Below are 23,971 nucleotides of genomic sequence, written 5' to 3' on the forward strand. Positions count from 1 at the left end.
GACCGGGCGATCGCAGGTCCTCACGGGGCCTCGGATCGACCGCTCGGCGGGATCCAGGGGCGTGCGATCGCCCGGTCGGCGTGTCGGTGTCCACGAGGGAGGCGTCGGCTCAGACCCGGTGGGAGGCGACCAGGCGCCGCTCCGGGTCGTGGGTGGCTCGCAGCTCGGCCAGGCGGGCGGTGGCCGCGAGGTGGCCACCGGCGTGGTCCTCGACCGTGCGCTCGGTGAAGGTGAGCACCCGGCCGGGCACCGCCCACGGTGCGAGGGCCGCCACGAGCCGCTGCGCCGCGGCTGCACCCGCGGCGCCCATCTCAGGGGTCGCGGCGATCGCGAGCGCGAGCACGGCGTAGTCGCCGGGCACGGACGAGACCGCACCCCCGCCCTGCGCCGGGCGGCCGAGCGCCCCGCCGAGGTGGCGCAGCTCCGCGAACATCAGCGGCGTCGCCGTGCCGGGTCCGACCTCGGCGAGCAGCGCCTCGACGGCGCCCTCCTCCAGCCGTCCGATCACGCAGTGGTCGCCGACCGAGGGTGTGGGGGCCGGCGGGTCCATGTGGACGGCAAGCAGGTCGGCCGCCGGGATCCGCGCGAAGGTGTCCATCTCCGGCGCGAGCGCCCGCAGCGGGGCGAGCAGCTCGGCGGCCCGCTCGTCGTCCTCGAGCAGCGCGCCGTCGACCACGACCAGCTGACGCCCGCTGAGGAAGGGCGGCAGCTCGGGCAGCGGCGGGAAGCTCATGACCCGCAGCGACGTGGTCACCGACTCCGGCACCTCCCGGGTCCACTCCGCCCACGCACGGACGACCTCCGGCGCGCGCTCGCGGTCCCACAGCAGCATGCCGGCGACGACGTCGGCGATCGGCAGCAGCCCGATCTCGATCGCGACCACGACGCCGAAGTTGCCACCGCCGCCACGCAGCGCCCAGAACAGGTCGGCGTGGTGGTCGGCGTCGGCACGCACGAGCTCGCCGGCCGCGGTGACGACCTCGACGGCGCGGATCGAGCTGGCCGCGAGCCCGTGGCGGCGACCGTAGAAGGACAGCCCGCCGTTGAGGGCGTAGCCGGCGACCGCCACATCCCCGGCGCTGCCGTGGAGCGCGGTGAGTCCGTGGGGCGCGGTGGCCGCGACCACGTCCTGCCACAGGGTCCCCCCGACGACCCGCGCGGTACGACGCTCGGCGTCGACGCTCACGCCGGTGAGCCCGACGAGCTTGACCAGGACGACGTCGGAGAGATCGGTCCCGGCCATGGGCGCCGCGCCGTGCCCGGTGCTCTGCGGCGCGATGCGCAGCCCGGCCGCCGCCGCGGCACGCACCACCGCGACGACGTCGTCGACGTCGCGGGGCAGGGCCACGGCCGCGGGCCGCAGGTCGACGGCGACGTTCCACGGCGTCCGTGCGCTGTCGTACGCCGGGTCGCCGGGCAGGTGGACCGCGCCTCCGCAGAGGTGGCGCAGCGACTCGGCGGGAAGGGTCGAGGTGGTGGTGGTCATGCTGGTTCCTTCGGTGTGGTGGGTGTCTCCCGAGACGGTGGTCAGGTGGGGTGGCAGCCAGGAGGTGGCGACCGGGCCGCCCTCCCAGACGGGGTCGACGCGGCGCAGCCGGTCGACAGCCAGGAAGCCGTGCTGCAGGGCCGGTGACATCGCGTCGAACGGCGGCACCTGCGAGGCGTGGGCGCGGATCGCCCGCCACCGCAGGTCGAGCAGGTCGGCGACGTCGACGAGGGCGGTGAGGTCGGCGTCGGGCGTGCCGAGGTGGTCGCTGCCCGTGAACTCGGTCATCAGGCTGCGAGCCAGGCAGAAGAGGTAGGTCGCGCCCGGGCGGTGCCCGACCAGGTCGAGGGCCGCCAGCGTCGCGTCACGCACCGCGGCGTGGTCGCGGTGGCCGTCGCTGGCGTCGAGGGTGACCACGACGTCCGGGCGTACCCGGTCGATCACGGCGGCCAGCCGGTCGCGCAGGTCGCCGGGGTCGGCCGCCGCCAGGGACCCGGCCGCGGGATCGCCGTCGACGCCGGAGTCGAGGTAGCCCAGGACCTCGACGGACTCGGCGCCGAGCAGGGCGCAGGCCGCCCGGAGCTCGCGCTCGCGCGCACCGGGCAGGTCGGCGCGGGTGAGTCCGCTGCCGGGCGCCGGCTCGCCGAGCTCGCCCCGCGTCGCACAGACGACGGTGGTCCGCATCCCGTGGGCGGCGGCGTGGGCGATGACGGATCCGCACCCGAATGCCTCGTCGTCGGGGTGCGCGACGAGCACGAGCAGGCGTCCGGCGAGCACCGGCTGGAGCGCGACCAGGCCCGGCGTCGCGAGCGACGGGACCTCGACCAGCTCGACCGATGCCTCGGAGCCGAGGGCGTCGAGCCGCTCGGAGACGACGTCGAGCACGTCTGCGACGGCGGCGGGCGCGGGCGTGAGGACCCGGACGGTGCGGAGGTCGAGGACACTGCGGCCCTCGTCGTCGAGCGCGGTCTCCAGACGGGCCGTGGCCAGCGCGACCTGGGCGGCCGGGTCGTCGTCGTGGAGCAGGCGGCCCCGCTCGTCGACCGGTGCGGTGGTGGTGGTCATGACGAGAACGGTGCGGCCCGGCGGCGTGCCGCGACCATCCCGACGGCCCGGGGAGCTGCCGGCGTGCAGGTCCGGTGGTCTGGTCCACCCAGAAATGTGGGATGGTCGCCGAGACCGGGGAGCCGCACACTCGGCAGCGTGACCAGTGCCCTGACCCTCGAGCGGGTTCGCCGTGACGTCGAGGTCGTGGCGCACGCCGGGCTGGACCTCGACACGTTCCTGGCCGAGGCCGTCGAGTCAGTGGGTCGGGCCACCCCGTGGGTGGCCGCGTGCCTGGCCACCCACGACCCCAGCACCCACCTGCTCACGAGTGCGCGGAAGTACGGCCACCTCCGCGACGTCAACAGCCACGACCACGAGTTCGGGCTGCGCGAGTACGGCGCCGTCGAGCCCACCGCGTTCACCGAGCTCGCCGTCGCCGAGGTCCCGGCGCGAGGCGTGCACCTGACCCACGGCGACGTCGCGCGGTCGGCCCGCATGAACGAGTTCATGGTGCCGCGGTTCGGGTTCGGCGACGAGGCCCGGCTGGCCTTCCGTGCCGGATCGCAGGCCTGGGGCGCCATGGCGTTGTTCCGCGGCCCCGACGACCCGACCTTCTCTGCGGAGGAGGTCGCCTTCCTCTCCACCCTGTCCGGCTGGTTCGCCCGCGGCGTGCGCACGGGGATGTTGTCGCGGCTGGCGCAGGCCGCCCCCGTGGTGCCGGCCACGGGACCCGCCGTGCTGATCGTCGACGCCCACGACGAGGTGGTGCAGACGAGCGTGGGGGCCGAGGCCAGGCTCGCCGACCTCGTGGCCGGCGAGGCGTCCGGGGACCCGCTCGCCCCCATCTCGGCCCTGGTGGGTGCGGCCCGGCGCTACGCCCGTGGCGAGGTCGACACGCCCCCGCGTAGCCGCGTGCGCGCCACCAGCGGGATGTGGCTGGTGCTGAACGCCTCCCCGCTCAGCGCGGTCGGGGACCGTGACGGCGACGTCGTGGTCACGATCGAGGAGGCGCGGCCACCGGAGATCGTGGCGCTCGTCGTCGCTGCGTTCGGGCTCACCCAGCGCGAGCGCGACGTCACCCAGCTCGTGCTGCAGGGCGTCGACACCAAGGAGATCGCCGGCACCCTCCACGTGTCGACCTACACCGTGCAGGACCACCTCAAGTCGGTCTTCGACAAGGCCGACGTCCGCTCCCGGCGCGAGCTGATCTCGCGGATCTACTTCGACCAGTACGTGCCGCGGCTGGGCTCCGAGCTCAGCCCGTCGGGCTGGTTCGCCGGCTGAGCCGGCCGGCTCAGGCCTTGGGCTCGAGCGTCAGGCTGATCGAGTTGATGCAGTAGCGGTCACCGGTGGGGGTGCCGTAGCCGTCCGGGAAGACGTGGCCGAGGTGGGAGCCGCAGTTGGCGCACCGGACCTCGACCCGCTTCATGCCGTGGGTGTTGTCCTCGAGGTACTCGATCGTGTCCGTGATCGGCTGGTAGAAGCTCGGCCAGCCGCAGCCGGAGTGGAACTTGGTGTCACTCTCGAACAGCTGGGCCTGGCAGGCCTTGCAGCGGTAGATGCCGGTGGTCTCGGTGTCGGTGTACTCGCCGGTGAAGGCACGCTCGGTGCCGGCCTGGCGGAGCACGGCGTACTCCTCGGGCGAGAGCTCCTCGCGCCACTGCTCGTCGGTCTTCTCCACGTCGTACGACATGGCTCAAATGTACCGAGGGGTGGTTGACGTGCTTCAGTGGACACGTGTTCACTGCCCGGATGGCCACCACCTCCGTGCCGTGGACCCGCGTACGCCGTGCGGGCCGGTCGCTCACGACCCCGCTGCACCCCGACGACTACCTGCGGCTGCTCAACCCGCTCTGGACGGCGCGCGAGCTGCGCGGCCGCGTCGAGCGGGTCGTCCCGGAGACCGAGGACGCCGCCACGCTGGTCATCCGACCCGGCTGGGGCTGGCGCTGGAACCACCGCCCCGGCCAGTACGTCGGCATCGGGATCCCGGTCGACGGGAAGTACCAGTGGCGGTCCTACTCCGTGAGCTCGCCCGCGCGCTCCGGACGCACGATCTCGATCACCGTGCGGGCGATGCCGGAGGGCAAGCTGAGCTCGCACCTCGTCAACGGGCTCGAGCCCGGCACGGTGGTCCGGCTCGCGGCCCCTGAGGGCGACTTCGTGCTGCCCGACCCGCCCCCGGAGCGCGTGCTCTTCCTCGTGGGCGGCAGCGGGATCACGCCGGTGATGGCGATGCTGCGCACCCTCGACCGCCGCGGCACCGTGCCCGACGTCGTCCTCCACTACTCCTCGCCCACCGAGGACCGGATGATCTTCCGCGACGAGCTCCACGAGCTCTCGGCGAAGCACGCGGCGCTGTCCTTCCACGCGCAGCACACCGACACCGACGGGATGCTCGACCCCGCCACCGACCTCGACCGGATCTGCCCCGACTGGCGCGACCGGGAGACCTGGGCCTGCGGGCCGGGCCCGATGCTCGACGCCCTCACCGAGCACTACGACCGCGAGGACGTCGCCGACCGCCTCCACCTCGAGCGGTTCTCGCTCGAGCTCGGCGGCGAGGGCGGTGAGGGCGGCACCATCAGCTTCCGCACCAGCAACAAGACCATCGAGGCCGACGGGGCCACGACGGTGCTCGAGGCGGGGGAGGAGGCCGGGGTCGGCATGCCCTACGGCTGCCGGATGGGCATCTGCCACACCTGCACCCTCACCCTCGTCTCCGGCCGGGTGCGCGACCTGCGCAACGGCGAGGAGTACGCCCAGCCCAACGAGCAGGTGCAGACCTGCGTGACCGCCGCGGTCGGCGACTGCGTGCTCGACATCTAGGAGACAGACATGGCGATCAGCGACGTCCAGGAATACATGCACCTCACCGACGAGGAGGTGGAGCAGCTCGGCCGCGAGCTCGACGCGATCCGCGCGGAGGTCGAGGAGTCCCGCGGCGCCGCCGACGCGGCGTACATCAACCGGCTGATCAAGGTCCAGCGCGGCCTCGCCGCCGCCGGCCGCGTGGTGCTGGCGACGACGCCCCACTCGCGGCGGACGCGGGTCCCCGGCGCGATCGCGGGGGCCTCCCTGCTCGGGCTGGCCAAGATCCTCGAGAACATGGAGATCGGCCACAACGTCATGCACGGCCAGTGGGACTGGATGAACGACCCCGAGATCCACTCCTCGACGTGGGAGTGGGACACTGCGCAGCCGGCCGAGCAGTGGAAGCACAGCCACAACTACGTCCACCACCAGTTCACCAACGTCCTCGGCCACGACAACGACATCGGCTACGGCATCCTCCGGATGGCCCGCGAGCAGAAGTGGCACCCGGCCAACCTCGGCCAGCCGGTCTACAACGCGCTGCTCGCTGCTCTCTTCCAGTGGGGCGTCGCGCTCCACGACCTCGACATCGAGCGGATCCGCAAGGGCGAGAAGGACCCGAAGGAGATGGCGCGCCAGCTCAAGCAGATCGCGCGCAAGGGCCGCAACCAGGCGTTGAAGGACTACGTCGTCTACCCCGCTCTGTCGGGGAGGCAGTGGCGGACCACCCTGGCCGCGAACGCGGCGGCGAACGTCACCCGCAACCTGTGGTCCTACGTGATCATCTTCTGCGGCCACTTCCCCGACGGCGCGCTCCACTTCACCGAGGAGGAGCTCGAGGATGAGACCCGGTCGGAGTGGTACCTGCGCCAGGTGCTCGGCGCCGCGAACTTCGACGGCGGACCGATGCTCCACATCCTGTCGGGCAACCTCGGCTTCCAGATCGAGCACCACCTCTTCCCCGACCTGCCGTCGAACCGCTACGCGGAGATCTCGGTCCGGGTGAAGGAGCTCTGCGCGAAGTACGACCTGCCCTACACGGTCGGGCCGTTGCACCGGCAGTACGGCCAGGCGCTGCGCACGATCATCAAGCTGTCGGTGCCGAACGGCTGGACCAGCAGCGACCAGCCGGAGCCGCCGACGCCCGCGCGGGACCGGCGGCGGCGTACGGACGACGAGCGCCAGCCGCGACGCCGCGAGCTCGGCGGCTGGTCGCGGGGGAGGGGTGCGGCGTGAGCCTGCGTGAGGCACACCGCGTCCAGGACCGGTCCTGGGTGACCCAGTGCGCGCTCTCCCGGATCTGCGGCGGCTGCGCGATGACGCTCGGGCGGCCCGTCGTCTTCGTGGGTACGCCGGATGAGGTCGCGCGCAACGCCTTCCACCTGCCGCCGATGCACGCCGCCTGCGCCGAGGAGCTGTGCGACGCGCCCGACGCGGACCCGTCGTGGCAGCGCGTGGCGACCTCCGGCTTCGAGTTCGTCCGCCCCGGTCGCGACGACCTCGACCAGCAGCCGCGGTTCGAGCCGAACTCGCTGATCGGCGGCTAGGTTGGCCGCATGGCCAAGGCTCCCGCGGCGACTGTGGTCGCCGGCGACCGCGAGGTGCGCGTCTCGTCCCCGGACCGGGTGATCTACGAGGCGACCGCGGGGACACCCGAGGTGACCAAGCTGATGGTCGCCGAGTACGTCGCGTCGGTCGACGAGGGGCTGATGCGCGCGCTGCGCGACCGCCCGACGGCGCTGGAGCGCTGGACCAGCGGCGTACGTCCCGGGATGAAGCTCGCGACCGGTCCCTTCGACCGTGACGCCGACGCGTTCTACCAGAAGCGGGTGCCGAAGGGCGCGCCCGACTGGCTGGAGTCGGTCGGCATCACCTTCCCCTCCGGCCGCACGGCCGAGGAGATCTGCCCCACCGAGATCGCGGTGCCGGTCTGGTGCGCCCACATGGGCACCCTCACCTTCCACCCGTGGCCGGTACGCCGCGCCGACGTCGACCGTCCCGACGAGCTCCGGATCGACCTCGACCCGCAGCCCGGCACGACCTTCTCCGACGCGGTGCGGGTCGCCGGCGTGGCCCGGGAGCTGTTCGCCGAGCTCGGCATCACGGCCTTCGTGAAGACCTCGGGCAACCGCGGCGTCCACGTCTTCGTCAGGATCCGGCCGGAGTGGGAGTTCGTGGACGTGCGCCACGCCGCGATCGGCTTCGGCCGCGAGCTGGAGAAGCGTGACGACCAGGTGACGACCGCGTGGTGGAAGGAGGAGCGGGGAGAGCGGATCTTCGTCGACTACAACCAGAACTGCCGCGACCGCACCATCGCCTCGGCCTACTCCCTACGACCGATCGAGGGCGCGCCGGTGTCGACCCCGGTGTCGTGGGAGGAGCTCGCCGGCCTCGACGACCCGCGAGGGCTCAACCTCTTCACCGTCCCCGAGCGACTCGCGGACGGCGACGCGTGGAAGGCGATCGACGACGTCGCCCACGACCTGACCCCGCTGCTCGACCTGTGGCGCGAGCAGGGCGAGGTCGAGCTCAACTACCCGCCCGACTATCCGAAGATGCCGGGGGAGCCGCCGCGGGTGCAGCCGAGCCGCAAGGTCGCCGACCACTGGGACGAGGACGGCAACCGCATCGCCGACTGATCCGGCGCCGGGAGGCGCCCCGAAATGAGAAGCGACCCGCCTGGTCTGGCCAAGCGGGCCTCCTCCTCGCAAACCGGGTCCTCTCGGGTGGATCCGGTCCGGCGCCTCATACCCCCCCGGTGCAAGGTGCCGTCGATGTTCAATTGCCAGCGGCCAGGACCCCCCCGGATCTGGGACCGCTGTCGGTGCCTCGGAACCCCCCGGTTCGAAACCACCGCTGTCAGCGACGGAGAAGCTGACATCAAGAACGGTAGGTGACCCAGTTCCTGCACACGCCCACGTGGCGTCCACAAGTCGGTAACAGAACCGAGAGCGGTCGCCGACCGGGGGCGGAGCCTTCGGAATCAGTGGTGGATCAGAACCCGGACACGCCTTCTCCTCCGCCGGCCTGCTCGTCGAACGTCTCGTGCTCGAGCAGGTGGAGGACCGGCACGCCGATCTTGCGGCGCGCGCGTGACGTCCAGTCGACGTGGAAGAACTCCGCGACCACGTGGGGCCGGGTGAGGATGATCGCCTCGCGGCCGTCGACCTCGGTGACGACCGCGGACAGGGCGTCGATCGGGGGGTCGGAGACGATCCGGCCCTCGGCCGTCGCGCCGGCGGCGTGGAGCACCTCGAGGGTGCGGTCGAGGTCGTGCTGGGAGCGGTCGCGGCAGTCCTTGCGCACGGCGTCGAGGTCTACGTCGCTCATCGCCATCGCAGGCGACGACATCACCTCCCCGGCCGAGAGCGAGCCGAGCGCCGACTCGATGCGGGCCGCGGCATCCTCCAGCGGCACCAGCACGTGGTAGTGGACGGGCCCCTCCTCGACCCCCTCGTGGAGGGACCGCACCTGCTCTGCGTCGGTCGCGGACAGCGCCCGCTCGACCAGCAGCACGACGTCGTAGGTCATCACGCACCTCCTGTGAGGATTTTAGCGAGGTCGTAGCCGGCTGGCTCCTCCAGCTGGCCGTAGCCGCAGGACTCGGGGTCGCGGTCGTCGCGCCACCGCTTGAAGTGGGCGGTGTGGCGGAAGCGACGGCCCTCCATGTGGTCGTACTTCACCTCGAGCACGCGCTCGGGCCGGAGCGGCACGAACGAGAGGTCCTTGCCCTGGCTCCACCGGCTCTGGGTGCCGGGCACCCGGCCCGGGTTGGCGACGAGGAACTCCTGCCAGCGGCCCCACGGGTGCTCCTCGATCGGGCACACGAGCTCCTGGAGCTCGTCCCAGAGCTCGGCCCGCCGCGACGCTGTGAAGCTGGCGCTGACCCCGATGTGCTGGAGGTCCCCGCCGGCGTCGTACAGACCCAGCAGCATGCTGCCGAGCAGCGGTCGCTCCGGCGTGGACGTCTTGTGCTCGCGCAGGCCGGCGAGCACCACGTCGGCGGTGCGCTCGTGCTTGATCTTCAGCATGGTGCGGCCGTTCTGGGCGTACGGCGCCGCGAGCGGCTTGGCCATGACGCCGTCGAGCCCGGCACCCTCGAACCGCTCGAACCAGGTCTGCGCCTCGTCGGGGTCGGTCGTCGTGCGGGTGAGGTGGCACGGGCCTTCGGTGTCGGCGAGGTGGGCGAGCGCCTTCTCCAGCGCCGCGCGACGATCGGCGAAGGGACGGTCGACGTACGCCGTGTCGCCGAGCGCGAGCAGGTCGAAGGCGACGAAGCCGGCCGGCGTCTCCCGTGAGAGCTTGTCGATGCGCGACTCGGCCGGGTGGATGCGCTCCTGCAGCACCTCGAACTCCAGCCGGGCGCCGCCGTCGCCGCTGCTCGCGACGAAGAGCTCGCCGTCGAGGACGCACCGCTCGGGCAGCTGCTCACGGACGGCCGCGACGACCTCGGGGAAGTAGCGCGTCAGCGGCTTGGTGTTGCGGCTCGCCAGCTCGACCTCGTCGCCGTCGCGGAAGACCAGGCAGCGGAAACCGTCCCACTTCGGCTCGAAGCTGAAGCCCTCCTCACGCGGGACACCCTTCACCGCCTTGGCCAGCATCGGCTGCACGGGCGGCATCACGGGCAGGTCCATGCCGGAAGGCTAGGCCGTGGTGGTGTGCGATGGGGAGAGCAGCGCGCGGCGCGGCGGGGGTGGGCCTTAGCCTTGGGGGCGCATTCCCCGGTTGGTCTGCCGGTAGGGCCCGCCTGACTTTGAATCAGGACTAGCGACGTAGGTTCGACTCCTACCCGGGGAGCTGGAGCCGCGTGAGGTCGAGGGCGGCCAGGGTCGGCCCGGCGATCCGCTCGACGATGTCGAGGTCCTCGGGGGAGAGGTCGGCGCGCCAGGCCTCGGCCACAGCCTGGGGCGACCGATCGAAGTCGTGGAGCCGGCCGGCCGCCACGGTGACCCGGGTGCCCTCCTTGGTCAGCTCCTCGGCCGTCCGTGCACTCGCTCGGAGACCCACGGCGTCGAGGAGTCGCTCCCCGCCCGCGGCGCCGGAGTGGGCCAGCTCGGAGTGGGAGACGACGACCGCTCCCGGGACCTGGTCGAGATCGGCGAGCGCCGCCGTGTGCATCGCCGCCCAGAACGAGGCCAGCTCGGTCGCGGGGTCCGCATCGGCGGGAGCGAGTCCCGGGAGCAGCTCGCGGACCTCGTCGACCCGTGGCCGCCAGCCCATCCGCCGGAAGCTCGCCAGGACCGCACCCGGGTGCCGGTAGACCAGCACCGGGACCGCGCCGGTGATCTGCGCGACCGGCCCGATCGCCAGCAGTGCGCACGGGTCCTTCACCACGACCCGGGTGCCGGGGAGGGGCGCGGCGTACTGCCGGGCGCCGTAGCGGCTGTAGACCCACGGGTTCAGGCCCCGGTAGGCCGCGCGCAACCGGCGGCGCTGGCCGGCCGTGGGCTCGCGGAGGCGGGTCCAGGCGTCCAGCGTGCCGCCGAGCGCGTACTGGCGGCCGCGGGGGTTCATCGGCTCCCGGCCCGCGAGCGCCGTCCCCGGCGCGGTGGCGAGCAGCCGGGCGAGCCAGGTCGTGCCGGACCGGGGCACGCCGGTCACCAGCAAGGGCCGTCGGTGGAGCGATGGCGAGGTCACAGCGGCTCCTGAGTCGCGCGGATGGATGTCCCGACGCTAGTGACGGCGGGGGTCCGCGCTCCGGGCAGCGCGGCGGGATACCCGATCGTGGGGAGGCCCGGACGCGGCCTGACCCGGCCGTGACGGGGTCGCGGCCGGGTCAGGTCGGGTCAGGCGTGGGACGGGGTCAGCCCTTCCACATCCGCACGTAGTCGATGTCACCCGGGTAGAGGTCGCAGCTGTCGGCGCCGGTCGTCGACAACGAGGTGTCGCACTCGAACTTCCCGCCGATGGTCCACGGCTTCTTGTTGTTGATGTTGCCGCTCCACTTGCGGATCCGGTTGCTCAGCACGCCGTCGACGTAGAGCGCGACCTGGGACGCGGTCCGCTCGCAGCGGATCACGTGCCACTGGCCGTCGCTGGTGAAGGTCTTCGACTTCGTGGCGGCGCGGACCTGCGGGGACTTGAACATGCAGCTGATGTAGCCCTGGGGCTGCTGGAACTTCACCTGACCGCCGACGGCCCGGGCCTGACCCTTCTGGAGGATGTTCCCGAACTTGTCGGTCGAGCGCATCCGGAACTCGATCGTGAAGTCGGCCGAGTCGGGGTCCAGTGAGCCGTCGGGTGCGTCGTCGACCATGATCAGGTGGTCGGCGCCGTAGTAGATGCCCTCGGCCGGCGGGTGCCGGTCCCAATCGGCCCACGAGCCGTTCATGCGGATGTGACGGCCGATCGCGCCGTGGTGGCCGAAGCCGGAGGCGTCCACCGCCGTCGTGGCGCCGCTCGACTCGTTGAGCTGCAGGTCGAGGACGCTCACTGGGCCGTCCGCCGTTGCTGCTTGTGGCGCCGAGAGGGCGAGGCAGGCCACTGCCGCTGCGCCCCCGATGGCTGCCTTCGAGAACCTCATTCCGTACCGCCTCAGGACCCGGTCTGGAGTCCGCCGCTCGGACTCACCTCAGGTGCCCCACTCTCGTCCCGCACCCGGGGGAGCAGGCACCGTGCGGGGTTCTTCCCCCGCATTGGGGACGGTGTCTCGTGGCCGGGACAGAGCGGGCCCGCGTCGCCGGCGAAACCCGGTGGCGGGACCACACCGGGACGGCCATGCTCGAGGCATGGAGACGTCGGTCGCGCGCGCCCTGGTGCTCGACGCGATCCGGGCGCCAGGAGGTGTCTCGGGCCGACCGAGGGTGGTCGGCATCAGCGGCCACGGAGGTGCTGGCAAGACGACCTTCGCGCGGGGTGTCGCCGGCCTCCTCGGCCAGGCGCCGGCCCAGGTCGTCGCGCTCGACCGGCTGTACGCCGCGGGCGCCCGCGACGCGGAGGGTCTGCGGGACCTCCACGACTGGCCGGTGGTGCGGCAGCTGCTCTCCTCCCTCCGGACGGGGCCGGCCGGAGACCGGCTGCGCTACCCGACCCGCCAGTGGTCAGGGGAGGAGGGCGTGCACGAGGTGCCGATGCCGTCGGTGGTCCTGGTCGAGGGGATCCGGCTGTTCTGGCCGGACACGGTCGGGCTGTTCGACCTGACCGTCTGGATCGACCTCGACCCCGTGACCGCCGGTGCCCGGGCGGTGGCGCGCAACCGCGAGCAGGGCGACGACGAGGCCGAGCTCGACCTGTGGCGCACCCGCTGGCTGCCCGAGGGAGTGGCCTACGAGCGCGCGGCGGAGCCGGCACGGCTCGCCGACCTCGTCCTCCCCGCCCACGTCTAGGGTGAGCGGCATGACCGACGACCTCACCGTGATCGTGCTGGCCGCCGGGGGCGGGACCCGGATGAAGTCGAAGACCATGAAGGTCCTCCACGAGGTGGGCGGGCGCAGCATGATCGGCCACGTCCTCGCCGCCGTGCAGGAGCTCGGTCCGCGACGGGTCGTGGCCGTCGTCGGCCACCAGCGGGAGCAGGTCGGTCCTCATGTCCACTCGATCGCACCCGACGCGGTGCTCGCGGTGCAGGAGACCCAGGAGGGCACCGGGCACGCCGTACGGGTCGCCGTCGAGGCCGCCGGGGTGGACAGCGGCACGGTGCTGGTCGCCACCGGCGACACCCCGCTGCTGCGCGGCGAGAGCCTGCGGGCCTTCCTCGCCGAGCACGAGGCGGCGCAGCGCGCGGTCAGCATCCTCTCCGGCGTGCTGCCCGAGCCCTACGGCTACGGCCGGATCGTCCGCGACGCCGAGGGCGACGTCGTGGCGATCGTCGAGGAGAAGGACGCGACCCCCGACCAGCGTGAGATCGGGGAGATCAGCAGCGGGATCTTCGCCTTCGAGGCCGGGTTCCTCGCCGGAGCCCTGCCGCGGATCGGCAACGACAACGCCAGTGGCGAGTACTACCTGCCCGACACCGTCCGGATCGCGCAGGACGATGGGCTGACGGTCGGTGCCTACCCGATCGACGACGTCACCGAGACCGAAGGTGCCAACGACCGCGCCCAGCTGGCCGCGCTCGGCCGGATGCTCAACCAGCGGATCGTGACCCGCTGGATGAAGGACGGGGTGACCGTCATGGACCCCGAGACGACGTGGATCGACGCGGACGTGTCCCTGGCCGCCGACGTCACGATCCTGCCCGGCACCCAGCTGCTCGGCGCCACGGAGGTCGCCGAGGACGCGGTGGTCGGACCGGACACGACGCTGAAGGACTGCGTGGTCGGCGAGGGTGCCCGCGTCGTCCGCACCCATGGTGAGCTGGCCGTCGTCGGCGCGGGCGCGACGGTCGGACCGTTCGCCTACCTGCGGCCCGGCACCACCCTGGGCGCGGGCGGCAAGGTCGGCACCTTCGTCGAGACGAAAAACGCGACGATCGGTGACGGGGCGAAGGTGCCCCACCTGTCCTACGTCGGCGACGCCGAGATCGGCGCCGGCACCAACATCGGAGCCGGCACGATCTTCGCCAACTACGACGGGGTGAACAAGCACCGCACGGTGGTCGGGGAGGGAGCGAGGACGGGGGCCAACAACACCTTCGTCGCCCCCGTCCACATCGGCGACGGAGCCATGACCGGCGGCGGCACCGTCGTACGCCGTGACGTGCCGGACGGTGCCCTGGCGGTCAGCGGCGGACCCCAGCGCAACCTCGAGGGCCACGCGGCCCGCAAGGCGGCCGAGCGGGCCGCGGATGTGGCCCGGGAGACACCCGGTGGACACCAGCCGGACCCCGGTGTTGGGTCCGGGGCCTGATCTGGGCCAGAATCCTGACGGCACCCATCCGGCGACCCAGGAGCAGGCGCACGTGACCGGAATGAAGCGCACCACCGAGAAGAACCTCATGGTCTTCAGCGGCCGGGCCCACCCCGCCCTCGCCGAGGAGGTGGCCTCGCTCCTCGGCAGCGGCCTGGTCCCCCAGGACGCGCGGGCCTTCGCCAACGGCGAGCTCTACGTCCGCTACGAGGAGTCGGTCCGGGGCTGCGACGCCTTCGTGATCCAGAGCCACACGGCTCCGATCAACGAGTGGATCATGGAGCACCTGCTCATGGTCGACGCCCTCAAGCGTGCCTCCGCCAAGCGGATCACCGTCGTGATGCCGTTCTACGGCTATGCCCGGCAGGACAAGAAGCACCGCGGTCGCGAGCCGATCTCGGCGCGCCTGGTCGCCGACATGTTCAAGACGGCCGGCGCCGACCGGCTGATCACCGTCGACCTCCACGCCGACCAGATCCAGGGCTTCTTCGACGGGCCCGTCGACCACCTGATGGCGCTGCCGATCCTCACCGACTACGTCAACGAGAAGTACGGCGACCAGCCGCTCGCCGTGGTCTCCCCGGACGCCGGCCGGATCAAGGTCGCCGAGCGGTGGTCGGCCCGGCTCGGCGGCGCACCGCTGGCCTTCATCCACAAGACCCGTCGCATCGACGTCGCCAACGAGGTCGTGGCCAACCGCGTGGTCGGACAGGTCGAGGGCCGGATCTGCATCCTGACCGACGACATGATCGACACCGGCGGCACGATCGTGAAGGCGGCCGAGGCCTGCATGGCCGACGGCGCCGCGGGCGTCATCATCGCCGCGACCCACCCGATCCTCTCCGATCCGGCCGTCGACCGGCTCAAGAACTCCTCGGCCGTCGAGATCATCGTGACCAACACGCTGCCCGTGCCGGAAGAGCACCAGTTCGACAAGCTGACGACGCTCTCGATCGCCCCGCTGCTCTCCCGCGCCATCCGCGAGGTCTTCGAGGACGGCAGCGTCACCTCGATGTTCGACGGCCACGCCTGAGCACGTCGTACCCGACCTGAGCGTCGTGGATCGGCGAGATCACGACCCTGAGGTCGGGTACGACGGTCAGCGGTGGCCGGTCAGGACGTCGTCGTAGCGGTCGTCCCAGAAGCGCCGCAGGATCGGCGGCACGTCGCCCTCGAGCGCCGCGCGGACGGCGCCGACCTGGTCGTCGGTGAGCGGGATCCCCGGGAAGGCCCGGCCCAGCATGTCCTCGAAGCCCGGCCCGCGCTGCCGGGCGACGGCCAGGCCGTCGGTCAGGTAGCGGCCGACGTGGTCGGCGACGAGCGCGGTGTGCTCGGGGTGCCAGAAGCCGGCGGCGGTCGCCTCGAACTCGCGGTTGGACAGTGGCGGCTCGCCCAGCAGCCGCTGCCACGCGGCGTCCTTGGCCTCCGGCGTGGGGATCGCGGCCAGTGCGTGGGCAGCGCCCAGCACCCCCTGGATCGTGCCGTCCGCCTCCCGCTCCTCGGCGATCGCCTCGGCTTCGAGCGCCCCGAGCGAGGCGAGCCGCTGCACCGCGAGCCAGCGCAGGTGCTGGTCGACCTCGATCCCGGTGTGGGTCTCGCGGTCCACCAGCCACTGGCCGAGGAGCATCGAGTCGGGCGAGGTCGTCGCCAGCCGCCGCGTGAGCGCGACCGCGACGTCGGCGTCGGGACCCGAGGCGAGGCCGGACTCGCACGCCGCAGCCAGCTGGGCGAGGGCGTCGGTCACCTCGTCGGGAGCGAGGGCGCGCGGGAGGAGGGCGTCCGCGCTCCACCCGAGCACCGCGTCGACGAGCGTCGCGTTGCGCTCGCGGGGGAGGTGGCGGGTGACGAGACCGAGGAAGTCGACCGCGGCCAGGTCGCCGCACCGGACCATGTCCATCGCGGTCGACCACACGATCGCTCGGGTGTCGTCACGCTCGACCAGCGCGAGGTCGGCGGAGAGCGCCTCCCAGCTCCGGTGGTCGAGACGGAGCCGGGCGAAGGTCTCGCCGGCGGCGTTCGGGACGACGACCGGGGCACCGGGCAGTCGGACCGGCTCGGCCGCGAGGTCGACGACGGCGCCGTCGAGTGGCAGCAGCTCGGCGTCGTAGCGGGCCACCTCGAAGCGATGGGGGCGGCTGCCCTCCCGGGTGAGGACCACGTCGTCGCCGTCGCGGGTCACGCGGACGGTGTCGAAGCCGGAGCTGCGCAACCAGGCCGTGACCCACCCGCGGACGTCACGGTCGGTGGCGCTGTCGAGGGCGTCGACGAAGTCGTCGAGGGTGGCGTTGCCGAACCGGTGGCGGGAGAAGTAGGCGCGCACGCCGGCGAGGAAGTCCTCGTCGCCGAGCCAGGTCACCAGCTGTCGGACCGCCGAGTTGCCCTTCGCGTAGGAGATGGCGTCGAAGTTGCCGGTCGCGGCGTCGACGTCGGGCACCTCCTCGGCCAGCGGGGCGACCGGGTGGGTCGAGCGCCGCTCGTCGGCGGCGTACCCCCCGACCTTCTTGCCGATCGAGAAGTCGACGAAGGCGTCCTCGAAGCCGGCGGCGTCGGAGGCGACGCGGAAGCCCATGTAGTCGGCGAAGGACTCCTGGAGCCAGGTGTCCTCCCACCACGTCATCGTCGTGAGGTTGCCGAACCACTGGTGGGCCATCTCGTGGGCGATGATCATGCCTCGTTTGCGGCGCTCGTTGCGGGTCGGGGTGCCGACCGGGAGGATCTCGTCGCGGTAGGTGACGCAGCCGGGGTTCTCGAGCGCGCCCCAGTTGAGACCGGGCACGAACGCCTGGTCGTAGGAGCCGAAGGCGAAGGGCTCCTCGAAGAGCTCGAGGTAGTGGTCGAAACAGGCCTCGGTCACGCGACGCAGCTCCTCGGCGTCGCGGTCGAGCTGGCCCGCCAGCGACGCGCGTGCGTGCCAGCCGAACGGCAGCCCGCCGTGCTCCCACGTCACCGAGTGGAAGGGACCGGCGCACACGGTGAACATCGGGAGCGGGATCGGCGGGGTGGTGGCGACGTGCCACGTGACGAGACCGTCCCCCGCGGGCTCGGTGCGGTCCGTGCGGCCGTTCGCGAGCACCGTCCAGCCGTCGGGCACGGTGACCGACACCGTGACCGGCGCCTTGAGGTCGTTCTGGTCGAAGCAGGGGAAGACCCGCTGGGCGACGTCCATCCCGACGTAGGCGCCGACATAGGTCTCGCCGTCGGCCGGGTCGGTGAAGGTGTACATGCCGTCGCCGTCGGTGACGTAGGGGATCCGCGCCTCGACCACGACCTGGTGGTCGGCAGCGAGGTCGTCGAGGGCGATCCGCCGGCCGTCGTAGGTCGCAGGGCTGCCGTCGACCGTCACCTCCTCGGCGTTCGCGAGCTCCAGGAACGTCGAGGCGCCGGGCCGTGAGGTGGTGAAGCGGACGACCGCGCGGCAGTGGTAGGAGCCGCGGGTCGTCAGGTCGAAGTGGAGCTCGTAGGACACCCCGGAGACCAGGGCTGCCCGCTCTCGGGCCTCGGTGAGGGTCAGGGACACGGCCTCGACCCTAGTCGTGCCCGCGGACGTGACCGTGCCCGGTCGGTCCCGGGATCCGGGGGAATTGGGACACCGGTGTGGTCGTCCGGTTAGAGTGCCGAGGTCCACGAGACGGGGCGTGGACCGATCGGGTAAGTGTGGGCTGACCCGAACCCCCTTGACTACAGGGACAATCACACATGTCGAACATCGTCTTCGCGCGGGCTCGGGTCCGGCGAGTGCTCCAGACGACTCTTGCCGTGGCTCTCGTGGGTGGCGTGGTCGCCACCGGCGGTACGCCGGCCGTCGCCGCACCAGAGAAGGTGCTCCAGTCGGTCGCGATCACGCTCGGGTCCGACTCGGCCATCTCGGGCATCACCTCCACCACGGTCCGTGCGGGGGAGGACGAGGAGCTGTCGAGCGACAGCGCGTCGCTCGACCCGGGCACCGTCGCCGCCGACCTGCCGGTCCGGGTGCTGACCAGCTATCGCCTCGGCGACCGCGCCGGCACCGACCTCTCCGACATCGAGGGGGAGTCCGGGCGCGTGGTCATCGACGTGACCGTCCAGAACGTCACGGCGCGGCCCGAGCCCGTGGTCTACAACTTCGACGGCGCCCAGCGGCAGCAGAACGCGCTGGTCGCGACGCCGCTGACCGTGGTCGCCTCCGCCGACCTCGGCGAGGACGCGCTCGGCAGCGTCGTGACCGCCGACGACGTCCGGCCGGGCGACGTGACCAACGGCGTCCTGGGCCGCGGCGCGGGCAAGTCGGCCGACGTCCAGTGGGCGGCGCTGCTGGCCCCGCCGCGCCTGGGGTCGAGCGCGACCTTCCGGCTCGTGCAGGACACCGACGACTTCGAGGTCCCGACCTTCGACCTGTCCGTGCAGCCCGGCCTGGTCACCGACCCGTCGGTGCAGGCCCTGCTCGAGGCGGCCTTCTCCGAGGACCCCAGCTCCACGCTCAAGCTCGAGACCTCGACGATCGAGCTCGTCAGCAACGTCAACACGACGCTGACCGCCGCGAGCGCCGTGCTCGCCCGGATCCAGCGCGAGCTGGGCAGCACCGCCGCGACGCTCGGTCAGAAGACCATCGCCGACCTCGAGTCGAGCGCGTCCCTCGTCTCCTCCTCGCTCTCGGGCCTGGCCGGTGACATCGACTCGCTCTCCTCGCAGATGTCGAGCGAGATGGAGCGTGCCAGCGCCGACACGGTCGCCCAGTTCGGCGAGACGGTGGGCCGGATGCAGACCCTGTTGGGTGACCCCGCCGACTTCGAACAGCTTCCCGAGGTGGAGTCGATCGAGTGCGGTGCTGCGATCCCGAAGCTGCGCACCAAGCGCAGCATCACCGAGCAGATGATGGCGATCTCCTCCCAGCTGCGCACCATCCAGACCGCGACCGACGACTGCAAGGCGGCGATCACCGAGGGTCTCAACGCCGCCATCGGCACCCCCGACGACACCGCCGGCGCCGACACGGTGATCGGCTCGATCAAGCAGACCCAGGCAGACCTCCTCGCGGAGGCCGGGCTGCTGCGCCAGGCGGGGACCGACCTCGCCGACGACTTCGACGGCGACCTGCTCGGCTACCTCAGCAGCTCGGTCGGCACGCTCGGCGGCCTCGTCGAGACCATCCAGGACCTCGCCGACGAGCTCAACGGCGGCAGCGGTGGCGGCGGCAGCGTCACGTTCCGCCTTCGCCAGATGCAGAACACCCTGGCCACCATGCAGGGGCAGCTCGGCGACGGCGAGGACGGCCTCCCGGCGCTGATCGAGGGCATCGACGCCTCCGCCACCGACGCGCTCGCCACCAACGGCGGCGCCGCCGGCCAGGTCGAGGACGTCCGGGCGAGCGTGTGCACGATCCAGTCCGCCCTCGCCGCCGACGACCCGACCCGCCCGCAGTACGACGAGGTCAGCGCGATGCTGACCGGCGTGGACTGCGCGGACCAGCCGGTCGAGGGCGCCGAGCCGCTCGCGGCGAAGGTGAGCGCCACCCAGGCGTCCCTGGCGGAGATCGGTGACCTCGCCGACACCGGCCGTTCCGCTGTCGGGAGCGTCGTCGACCAGGTCAACGGGCTGAAGTCGACCGTCGACGGGCTGCTCAACGACAACGGGCAGGGCCAGCGCAACAAGATCGACGAGCTGCTGCTCGTGATCGCCAAGCTGTCCGACGGCGACGAGCCCTACTTCGGGCCGGGCTTCGACGAGTGGCCGACCCTCGGCTTCGTGGCCGACCCGGCCGTCAACGAGAACGCGATCAGGCAGTGCGCCGCGGTGACGTCGTTCGAGTTCCCGGAGTACACCGAGGAGAACCCGAAGCCGGCGAACTACCTCGCCCCCGACCCGCTCGAGCTGATGAGGCTCTTCCACAAGCAGATGGAGTGCAACCAGATCGGCATCGAGGATCGGATCGACGACGCCTTCGAGGCGGGCGCCGACATCCTCGAGGAGACGGAGGGCGCTCTCGACACGAACGTCGGTGCGATCGACCGCGCGAAGGACAAGGCCAACGCCAAGGTCGACGAGCTCGTCGACACCCTGAGCCTGGCGCTCCAGGAGTCCGACCAGGCGCTGCGCAAGCAGGGCAGGGCCTCGGTCGCCGCCCAGCGTGATCGGCTCGCGGCGGAGGAGGAGAAGCTGTCGACCTCCCTCGACCAGCGCATCACGGCCGCCGTCCGGCGCATCGAGGGCACCGTCGCCGACTCCAACCGCAACCTCGTGGCCGCCGAGAAGGCGCTGAAGTCCGACCTCAACGAGGTGCTGCTCGACCTCGGCACCCGCGACGAGGAGGGCTCCGGCCTGCTCGGCGCGCTCTCGAAGGGGGCCGCCGACACCGGCACCGCGACCGAGGGCGTGGTCAAGGCCAACGCCACGACGTCGGAGTTCGCCGGCGTCCGCAGCACGGCGCTCGCCGACGTCTACCTCCAGCAGGCGCAGCTCTCGCGGTCGCTGGAGCTGCTCGAGGCCTACCCGGCCTTCGGGATGGACCTCCCGGCCGGTAGCAGCCACCTGACCGTCTTCACCTTCTCGCTCGGGGAGAACTGACTGTGCGCCGCACCCTGGTCGCCGCCCTCGCCGGCGGCGTGATCGCCGCGACCCTCACCGGCTGCTCCGACGACGCCGCCCCGCAGCCGCAGGGCTCGCCGGTGGAGCAGCCCCCGGTGGAGCTCGAGGTCGCGCAGCCCACCGCGGAGCCGGTGACGCTCGGCGTCATCGCGACGCTCAGCTCCGACCCCGGTCAAGGGGCCGACGTGCTGGTCCCCGCCGAGGGGACCCAGGTCGCGGCCTACCGGCTCGAGCTCGGGGGGCAGCCCGTCGAGCTCCGGGTCGCCGACGACCGGGGCACCGAGGAGGGCGCCCGGGCCGCCGTCGAGGAGCTGGTCAACGCCCGGGTATCCGGCATCGTGGCCGCCACGACCGGTGACCACCTGCTGCCGGCGCTCGACGACGCGGCCGCCGCCGACACCGCCGTGCTGCTGCCCTACGTCCGCGACGCCGCCGGGCTCCCGGCCGGGGCGTGGCTGACCGGCCCGACCTCGACCGCCGTCGGCACGGCCCTCAGCAGCGCGATGGCCGAGGCCGAGCTGTCCACGCCGTTCCTCGTCACCGGTGACGGCGTCACGCTCCCCGGTGTCGACGCCGTCGGCCGGGCCGACTACGCCGAGGGCGACAGCGACGCCGTCGTCAGGGCCGTCAAGCAGGCGGTGCGACGCAGCGGCGCCGACAGCGTCGTGATCGCCGCGTCCGCCCCCAGCCAGGCCCAGCTGGTCAGCCGGCTCCAGGGGTCGGTCACCGACCTGCCGCTGGTGCTCTCGCCCGAGGCGCTGAGCCCCGACTTCGCCGACCAGGTCGAGGACGCCCAGGGCACCACCTCCGCGCGCTTCGTGACGGCCGGTGTGGACGCCTCCGACGCCACCACCCTGACGTCCGGGGAGCGGGCCGACGCCGTGGCGTCCTACTTCTCGGCACTGCGGATGATGAGCGACACCGAGCGGCTCGACCTGTTCGACTCGGTGCCGTTCGCCGAGGTGGCCACCGGCGCCGACACCGCCAGCCACGACGCCGTGGTCGCCCTGGTGACCGCCGCCGTGCAGGCCGGCTCGGCCTCACCCGGTGACGTCCTCTCGGCGCTCGACGGGCTCCAGGTCGACGCCGCCGACGGAGTGGTCGGGCCGGCCCTCGACTTCTCCGCGACCGAGGCGCTGCCCGCCGAGTCCGTGGTCGAGCTCAACGCGACCAGCCAGGACCCCGGCGTGCGTCCCAACGACGGCACCGCGTCCCTCTTCTGGTTCGCGGCGCCGTCGGCGGGGTGATCCCTGGATGAACGCACCCCGCCCCCTCGGGAGCCGCTACGAGCTGCTCGACCTGCTCGGCACCGGCGCCATGGGCGAGGTGTGGCGTGCTCGTGACCGCGAGAGCGGTGAGGAGCTCGCCGCGAAGGTGCTGCGCGCCGAGTACGCGCGCGACACCGAGATCGTGACCCGGTTCATCCAGGAGCGCTCGATCCTGATGAACCTGCGCCACCCCAACATCGTGCAGGTGCACGACCTCGTGGTGGAGGGCGACCGACTGGGCATCCTGATGGAGCTGGTCGAGGGCGGCGACCTCCGCGGCCGGCTGAAGGCGCAGGGGACGCTCGGTCGCCGCGACGCCGTCGCCGCGACCTGCGCCGTGCTCGACGGCCTGACCGAGGCCCACGCGCAGGGCTGTCTCCACCGCGACGTCAAGCCCGACAACGCGTTGCTCTCCGGTGACATCGCCGCGCCCGGTGGGGTGAAGCTCTCGGACTTCAGCATCGCGCGGCTTGCGCAGGAGTCGACCGTCATGGCGACGGGGCTGCTCGGCACGCCCGGCTACATGCCGCCCGAGCTCTTCGTCCACGGCCAGTTCAGCGCTGCCTCCGACGTCTACGCCGCCGGGGTGCTGCTCTACGAGCTGCTCTCGGGCCGTACGCCGTTCGCCGGGTCGGGCACCGCCCACACGATCGGCAACCGGCACGTCAGTGCCGAGCCGCCGCGGATCCCGGTCGACGACGAGCTGTGGCACGTCGTGGCCACCATGCTGAGCAAGGACCCGCGGGTCCGGCTCACCGCTGCTGCGACGGCCGAGGCGCTGCGCGAGCTCCCCGACCACGTCCTCGACCAGCCCTCGCTGCCGGTCCAGGCCCACCCGGAGAGCTTCGGGCCGGCCCTCCACACCGCGCTGCGGCCGAGCCCGATCCGGGTGCAGGGGCAGCCCAGCGAGCTCGACCCCGGCGCCACCAACCTCCACGCCGGGCGCGAGGCGTTCGACCCGCTCGCGGCCACCGGCGACGTCGTGGCCTTCGCCCCCGCGCCGGTCGCGGGGGAGGACGTCACCTCGGTCGGGCGTGCGGCCCCCGTCCACCACGCACCCGTCCTCACGCCCGCAGCGGTCGCCGAGCCGGAGAAGCCGCGCAGGCGGTGGGTCCCCTGGCTGATCGGGGCCGTCGCCCTCGCCGTCCTGGGAGGTGGCGGGATCGCCGTCGCGCAGGCCCTCGGCGGGAGCAGCGGGCCCGGCGAGGACGGCGATCCCACGACCGGCGTCACCGCGCAGGAAGGGTTGCTGCCGGGTGACGACCTGCCGTCGGGTCTGGTCGTCGACCGTGCGATGACGTGGGACCCGGAGACCGGCCTCGGTGAGCTCGCGATCACCTACACCGCCGCCGACGCACCCCTCACCGGACCGTTCTTCGAGTCCGTGCCCGCCGTCGCCGACGGCGAGGCCTGCCCCGACGTGACCTGGGCGGGGACCGACCAGGCTCCGACCAGCGTGCGGGCGACCGGCATCGCCGACCCGTGCGGGTTCAGCGTCGACGTCGGCGGCGTCCTCGACGCCGGCCAGAGCATCGACGTGGTCGCCTCCGTCGACCTCGACCTCGGTGAGGACCCCGAGGCCGTCGACGCCTGGCTGCAGCGGGCAGCGGACACGACGCAGGCCGACCTCGAGTCCGACGCCGTGGTGCCCGGGCTGTTCCCCGTCCAGCGCCTCGCCGCCATCCGGATGGAGGTGCAGGACGGTCTGACGATGCGCTCGCGCGACGTCGAGGTCCGACTCATCCCCCAGTGGGTCGACGGCACCGAGAGCATCACGGCGCCGCTCTTCAACACCGCGGTCACGGGCGACCCGTCACCCGAGCTCATGGCCGTCGCCGGGGGCCTCGAGAACGTGAAGCTGCGGGAGAACTGCGGCGGGGCGATGTCGGTCGAGAACTTCAAGGTCAGCGTGGTGCGAACCGCGACCGACTGCACGCTGGAGGCCGAGGTCGGCGAGTACGACGGCATCATCGGCGGCCCCTTCTCCATCGACGCCCTGGGAGGCTGA

General features: G+C 72.5%; 18 protein-coding genes and 1 tRNA gene. 12 read left to right on the plus strand and 7 right to left on the minus strand.

The window, feature by feature from the left end; genetic code table 11:
- Positions 1-109: 109 nt before the first annotated feature.
- Positions 110-2,551, minus strand: a complete 2,442-nt coding sequence (locus tag ABD091_RS13860) for a PIG-L family deacetylase (RefSeq protein WP_343919404.1) — start codon at positions 2,549-2,551, stop codon at positions 110-112.
- A gap of 138 nt (positions 2,552-2,689) precedes the next feature.
- Here ABD091_RS13860 and ABD091_RS13865 point away from each other — a divergent pair, with 138 nt between their 5' ends.
- On the plus strand, positions 2,690-3,817 hold the full coding sequence (locus ABD091_RS13865; protein WP_343919406.1) for a response regulator transcription factor: 1,128 nt from the start codon (positions 2,690-2,692) through the stop codon (positions 3,815-3,817).
- Positions 3,818-3,827: 10 nt separating this feature from the next.
- On the opposite strand, the gene msrB is transcribed toward ABD091_RS13865, so the two are convergent.
- Positions 3,828-4,226: a peptide-methionine (R)-S-oxide reductase MsrB gene (msrB, locus tag ABD091_RS13870; protein WP_343919408.1), complete on the minus strand. Its 399-nt coding sequence runs from the start codon at positions 4,224-4,226 to the stop codon at positions 3,828-3,830.
- Positions 4,227-4,285: 59 nt separating this feature from the next.
- Between msrB and ABD091_RS13875 the strand changes: the two genes are divergently transcribed.
- From ABD091_RS13875 to ABD091_RS13890, 4 genes are read left to right on the plus strand one after another with little or no spacing between them, the layout of a single operon-like run.
- Positions 4,286-5,362 carry a ferredoxin reductase gene (locus tag ABD091_RS13875; RefSeq protein WP_343919410.1) on the plus strand — a complete coding sequence of 359 codons (1,077 nt, stop codon included), beginning with the start codon at positions 4,286-4,288 and terminating at the stop codon, positions 5,360-5,362.
- A gap of 9 nt (positions 5,363-5,371) precedes the next feature.
- Complete coding sequence (locus tag ABD091_RS13880) at positions 5,372-6,583, plus strand: fatty acid desaturase family protein (RefSeq protein WP_343919412.1); 1,212 nt, start codon at positions 5,372-5,374, stop codon at positions 6,581-6,583.
- A complete protein-coding gene (locus ABD091_RS13885; protein ID WP_343919414.1) occupies positions 6,580-6,894 on the plus strand; it encodes a hypothetical protein in 315 nt (104 codons plus the stop codon). The genes ABD091_RS13880 and ABD091_RS13885 overlap by 4 nt, the downstream gene beginning before the upstream one ends.
- Before the next feature lie 9 nt (positions 6,895-6,903).
- Positions 6,904-7,986: a DNA polymerase domain-containing protein gene (locus tag ABD091_RS13890; protein WP_343919416.1), complete on the plus strand. Its 1,083-nt coding sequence runs from the start codon at positions 6,904-6,906 to the stop codon at positions 7,984-7,986.
- Between the two features lie 355 nt (positions 7,987-8,341).
- Here ABD091_RS13890 and ABD091_RS13895 read toward each other — a convergent pair whose 3' ends face one another.
- Both ABD091_RS13895 and ABD091_RS13900 read right to left on the minus strand, forming a co-directional pair.
- On the minus strand, positions 8,342-8,878 hold the full coding sequence (locus ABD091_RS13895; RefSeq protein WP_343919418.1) for a hypothetical protein: 537 nt from the start codon (positions 8,876-8,878) through the stop codon (positions 8,342-8,344).
- Entirely contained in the window at positions 8,878-9,981 is a 1,104-nt protein-coding gene (locus ABD091_RS13900) for an ATP-dependent DNA ligase (protein WP_343919420.1), read from the minus strand. The genes ABD091_RS13895 and ABD091_RS13900 overlap by 1 nt, the downstream gene beginning before the upstream one ends.
- A gap of 84 nt (positions 9,982-10,065) precedes the next feature.
- Here ABD091_RS13900 and ABD091_RS13905 point away from each other — a divergent pair.
- A tRNA-Gln gene (locus ABD091_RS13905) sits at positions 10,066-10,144 on the plus strand.
- On the opposite strand, the gene ABD091_RS13910 is transcribed toward ABD091_RS13905, so the two are convergent.
- Together ABD091_RS13910 and ABD091_RS13915 are read right to left on the minus strand one after the other, a co-directional pair.
- Positions 10,133-10,984, minus strand: coding sequence for a sulfotransferase (locus ABD091_RS13910; RefSeq protein ID WP_343919422.1), 852 nt, complete (start codon positions 10,982-10,984; stop codon positions 10,133-10,135). The two genes, ABD091_RS13905 and ABD091_RS13910, sit on opposite strands and share 12 nt — an antisense overlap.
- Positions 10,985-11,150: 166 nt before the next feature.
- On the minus strand, positions 11,151-11,780 hold the full coding sequence (locus tag ABD091_RS13915; protein WP_343919424.1) for a LamG-like jellyroll fold domain-containing protein: 630 nt from the start codon (positions 11,778-11,780) through the stop codon (positions 11,151-11,153).
- A gap of 295 nt (positions 11,781-12,075) precedes the next feature.
- Between ABD091_RS13915 and ABD091_RS13920 the strand changes: the two genes are divergently transcribed.
- The 3 genes from ABD091_RS13920 (at position 12,076) to ABD091_RS13930 (ending at position 15,167) form a co-directional block, all read left to right on the plus strand.
- Positions 12,076-12,672 carry a uridine kinase family protein gene (locus tag ABD091_RS13920; RefSeq protein ID WP_343919426.1) on the plus strand — a complete coding sequence of 199 codons (597 nt, stop codon included), beginning with the start codon at positions 12,076-12,078 and terminating at the stop codon, positions 12,670-12,672.
- Between the two features lie 10 nt (positions 12,673-12,682).
- Complete coding sequence (gene glmU / locus ABD091_RS13925) at positions 12,683-14,134, plus strand: bifunctional UDP-N-acetylglucosamine diphosphorylase/glucosamine-1-phosphate N-acetyltransferase GlmU (protein ID WP_343919428.1); 1,452 nt, start codon at positions 12,683-12,685, stop codon at positions 14,132-14,134.
- 61 nt (positions 14,135-14,195) lie between these two features.
- Positions 14,196-15,167, plus strand: a complete 972-nt coding sequence (locus ABD091_RS13930) for a ribose-phosphate diphosphokinase (protein WP_343920948.1) — start codon at positions 14,196-14,198, stop codon at positions 15,165-15,167.
- A 66-nt stretch (positions 15,168-15,233) separates the two neighbouring features.
- Here ABD091_RS13930 and pepN read toward each other — a convergent pair whose 3' ends face one another.
- The gene (gene pepN / locus ABD091_RS13935) at positions 15,234-17,651 is read right to left on the minus strand and encodes an aminopeptidase N (RefSeq protein ID WP_343919430.1); all 2,418 of its coding nucleotides are present in this window, start codon (positions 17,649-17,651) and stop codon (positions 15,234-15,236) included.
- 179 nt (positions 17,652-17,830) lie between these two features.
- Here pepN and ABD091_RS13940 point away from each other — a divergent pair, with 179 nt between their 5' ends.
- Genes ABD091_RS13940 through ABD091_RS13950 form a run of 3 tightly spaced genes read left to right on the plus strand, consistent with a single transcriptional unit; the run spans position 17,831 to position 23,971 of the window.
- A complete protein-coding gene (locus ABD091_RS13940; RefSeq protein WP_343919432.1) occupies positions 17,831-20,674 on the plus strand; it encodes a hypothetical protein in 2,844 nt (947 codons plus the stop codon).
- 2 nt (positions 20,675-20,676) lie between these two features.
- Complete coding sequence (locus ABD091_RS13945) at positions 20,677-21,942, plus strand: type 1 periplasmic-binding domain-containing protein (RefSeq protein ID WP_343919434.1); 1,266 nt, start codon at positions 20,677-20,679, stop codon at positions 21,940-21,942.
- A 7-nt stretch (positions 21,943-21,949) separates the two neighbouring features.
- Positions 21,950-23,971, plus strand: coding sequence for a serine/threonine-protein kinase (locus ABD091_RS13950; protein WP_343919436.1), 2,022 nt, complete (start codon positions 21,950-21,952; stop codon positions 23,969-23,971).

Origin of the sequence: Nocardioides aestuarii (assembly GCF_039527245.1) — a bacterium.
Lineage (GTDB): Bacteria > Actinomycetota > Actinomycetes > Propionibacteriales > Nocardioidaceae > Nocardioides > Nocardioides aestuarii.

Excerpts from the sequence above, each read along its gene's own strand:
- ABD091_RS13860 (WP_343919404.1), bottom strand. The coding sequence starts at position 2,551 with ATGACCACCACCACCGCACCGGTCGACGAGCGGGGCCGCCTGCTCCAC.
- msrB (WP_343919408.1), bottom strand. The coding sequence starts at position 4,226 with ATGTCGTACGACGTGGAGAAGACCGACGAGCAGTGGCGCGAGGAGCTC.
- ABD091_RS13875 (WP_343919410.1), top strand. The coding sequence starts at position 4,286 with ATGGCCACCACCTCCGTGCCGTGGACCCGCGTACGCCGTGCGGGCCGG.
- ABD091_RS13880 (WP_343919412.1), top strand. The coding sequence starts at position 5,372 with ATGGCGATCAGCGACGTCCAGGAATACATGCACCTCACCGACGAGGAG.
- ABD091_RS13890 (WP_343919416.1), top strand. The coding sequence starts at position 6,904 with ATGGCCAAGGCTCCCGCGGCGACTGTGGTCGCCGGCGACCGCGAGGTG.
- ABD091_RS13895 (WP_343919418.1), bottom strand. The coding sequence starts at position 8,878 with ATGACCTACGACGTCGTGCTGCTGGTCGAGCGGGCGCTGTCCGCGACC.
- ABD091_RS13900 (WP_343919420.1), bottom strand. The coding sequence starts at position 9,981 with ATGGACCTGCCCGTGATGCCGCCCGTGCAGCCGATGCTGGCCAAGGCG.
- ABD091_RS13920 (WP_343919426.1), top strand. The coding sequence starts at position 12,076 with ATGGAGACGTCGGTCGCGCGCGCCCTGGTGCTCGACGCGATCCGGGCG.
- glmU (WP_343919428.1), top strand. The coding sequence starts at position 12,683 with ATGACCGACGACCTCACCGTGATCGTGCTGGCCGCCGGGGGCGGGACC.
- ABD091_RS13930 (WP_343920948.1), top strand. The coding sequence starts at position 14,196 with ATGAAGCGCACCACCGAGAAGAACCTCATGGTCTTCAGCGGCCGGGCC.
- ABD091_RS13940 (WP_343919432.1), top strand. The coding sequence starts at position 17,831 with ATGTCGAACATCGTCTTCGCGCGGGCTCGGGTCCGGCGAGTGCTCCAG.
- ABD091_RS13950 (WP_343919436.1), top strand. The coding sequence starts at position 21,950 with ATGAACGCACCCCGCCCCCTCGGGAGCCGCTACGAGCTGCTCGACCTG.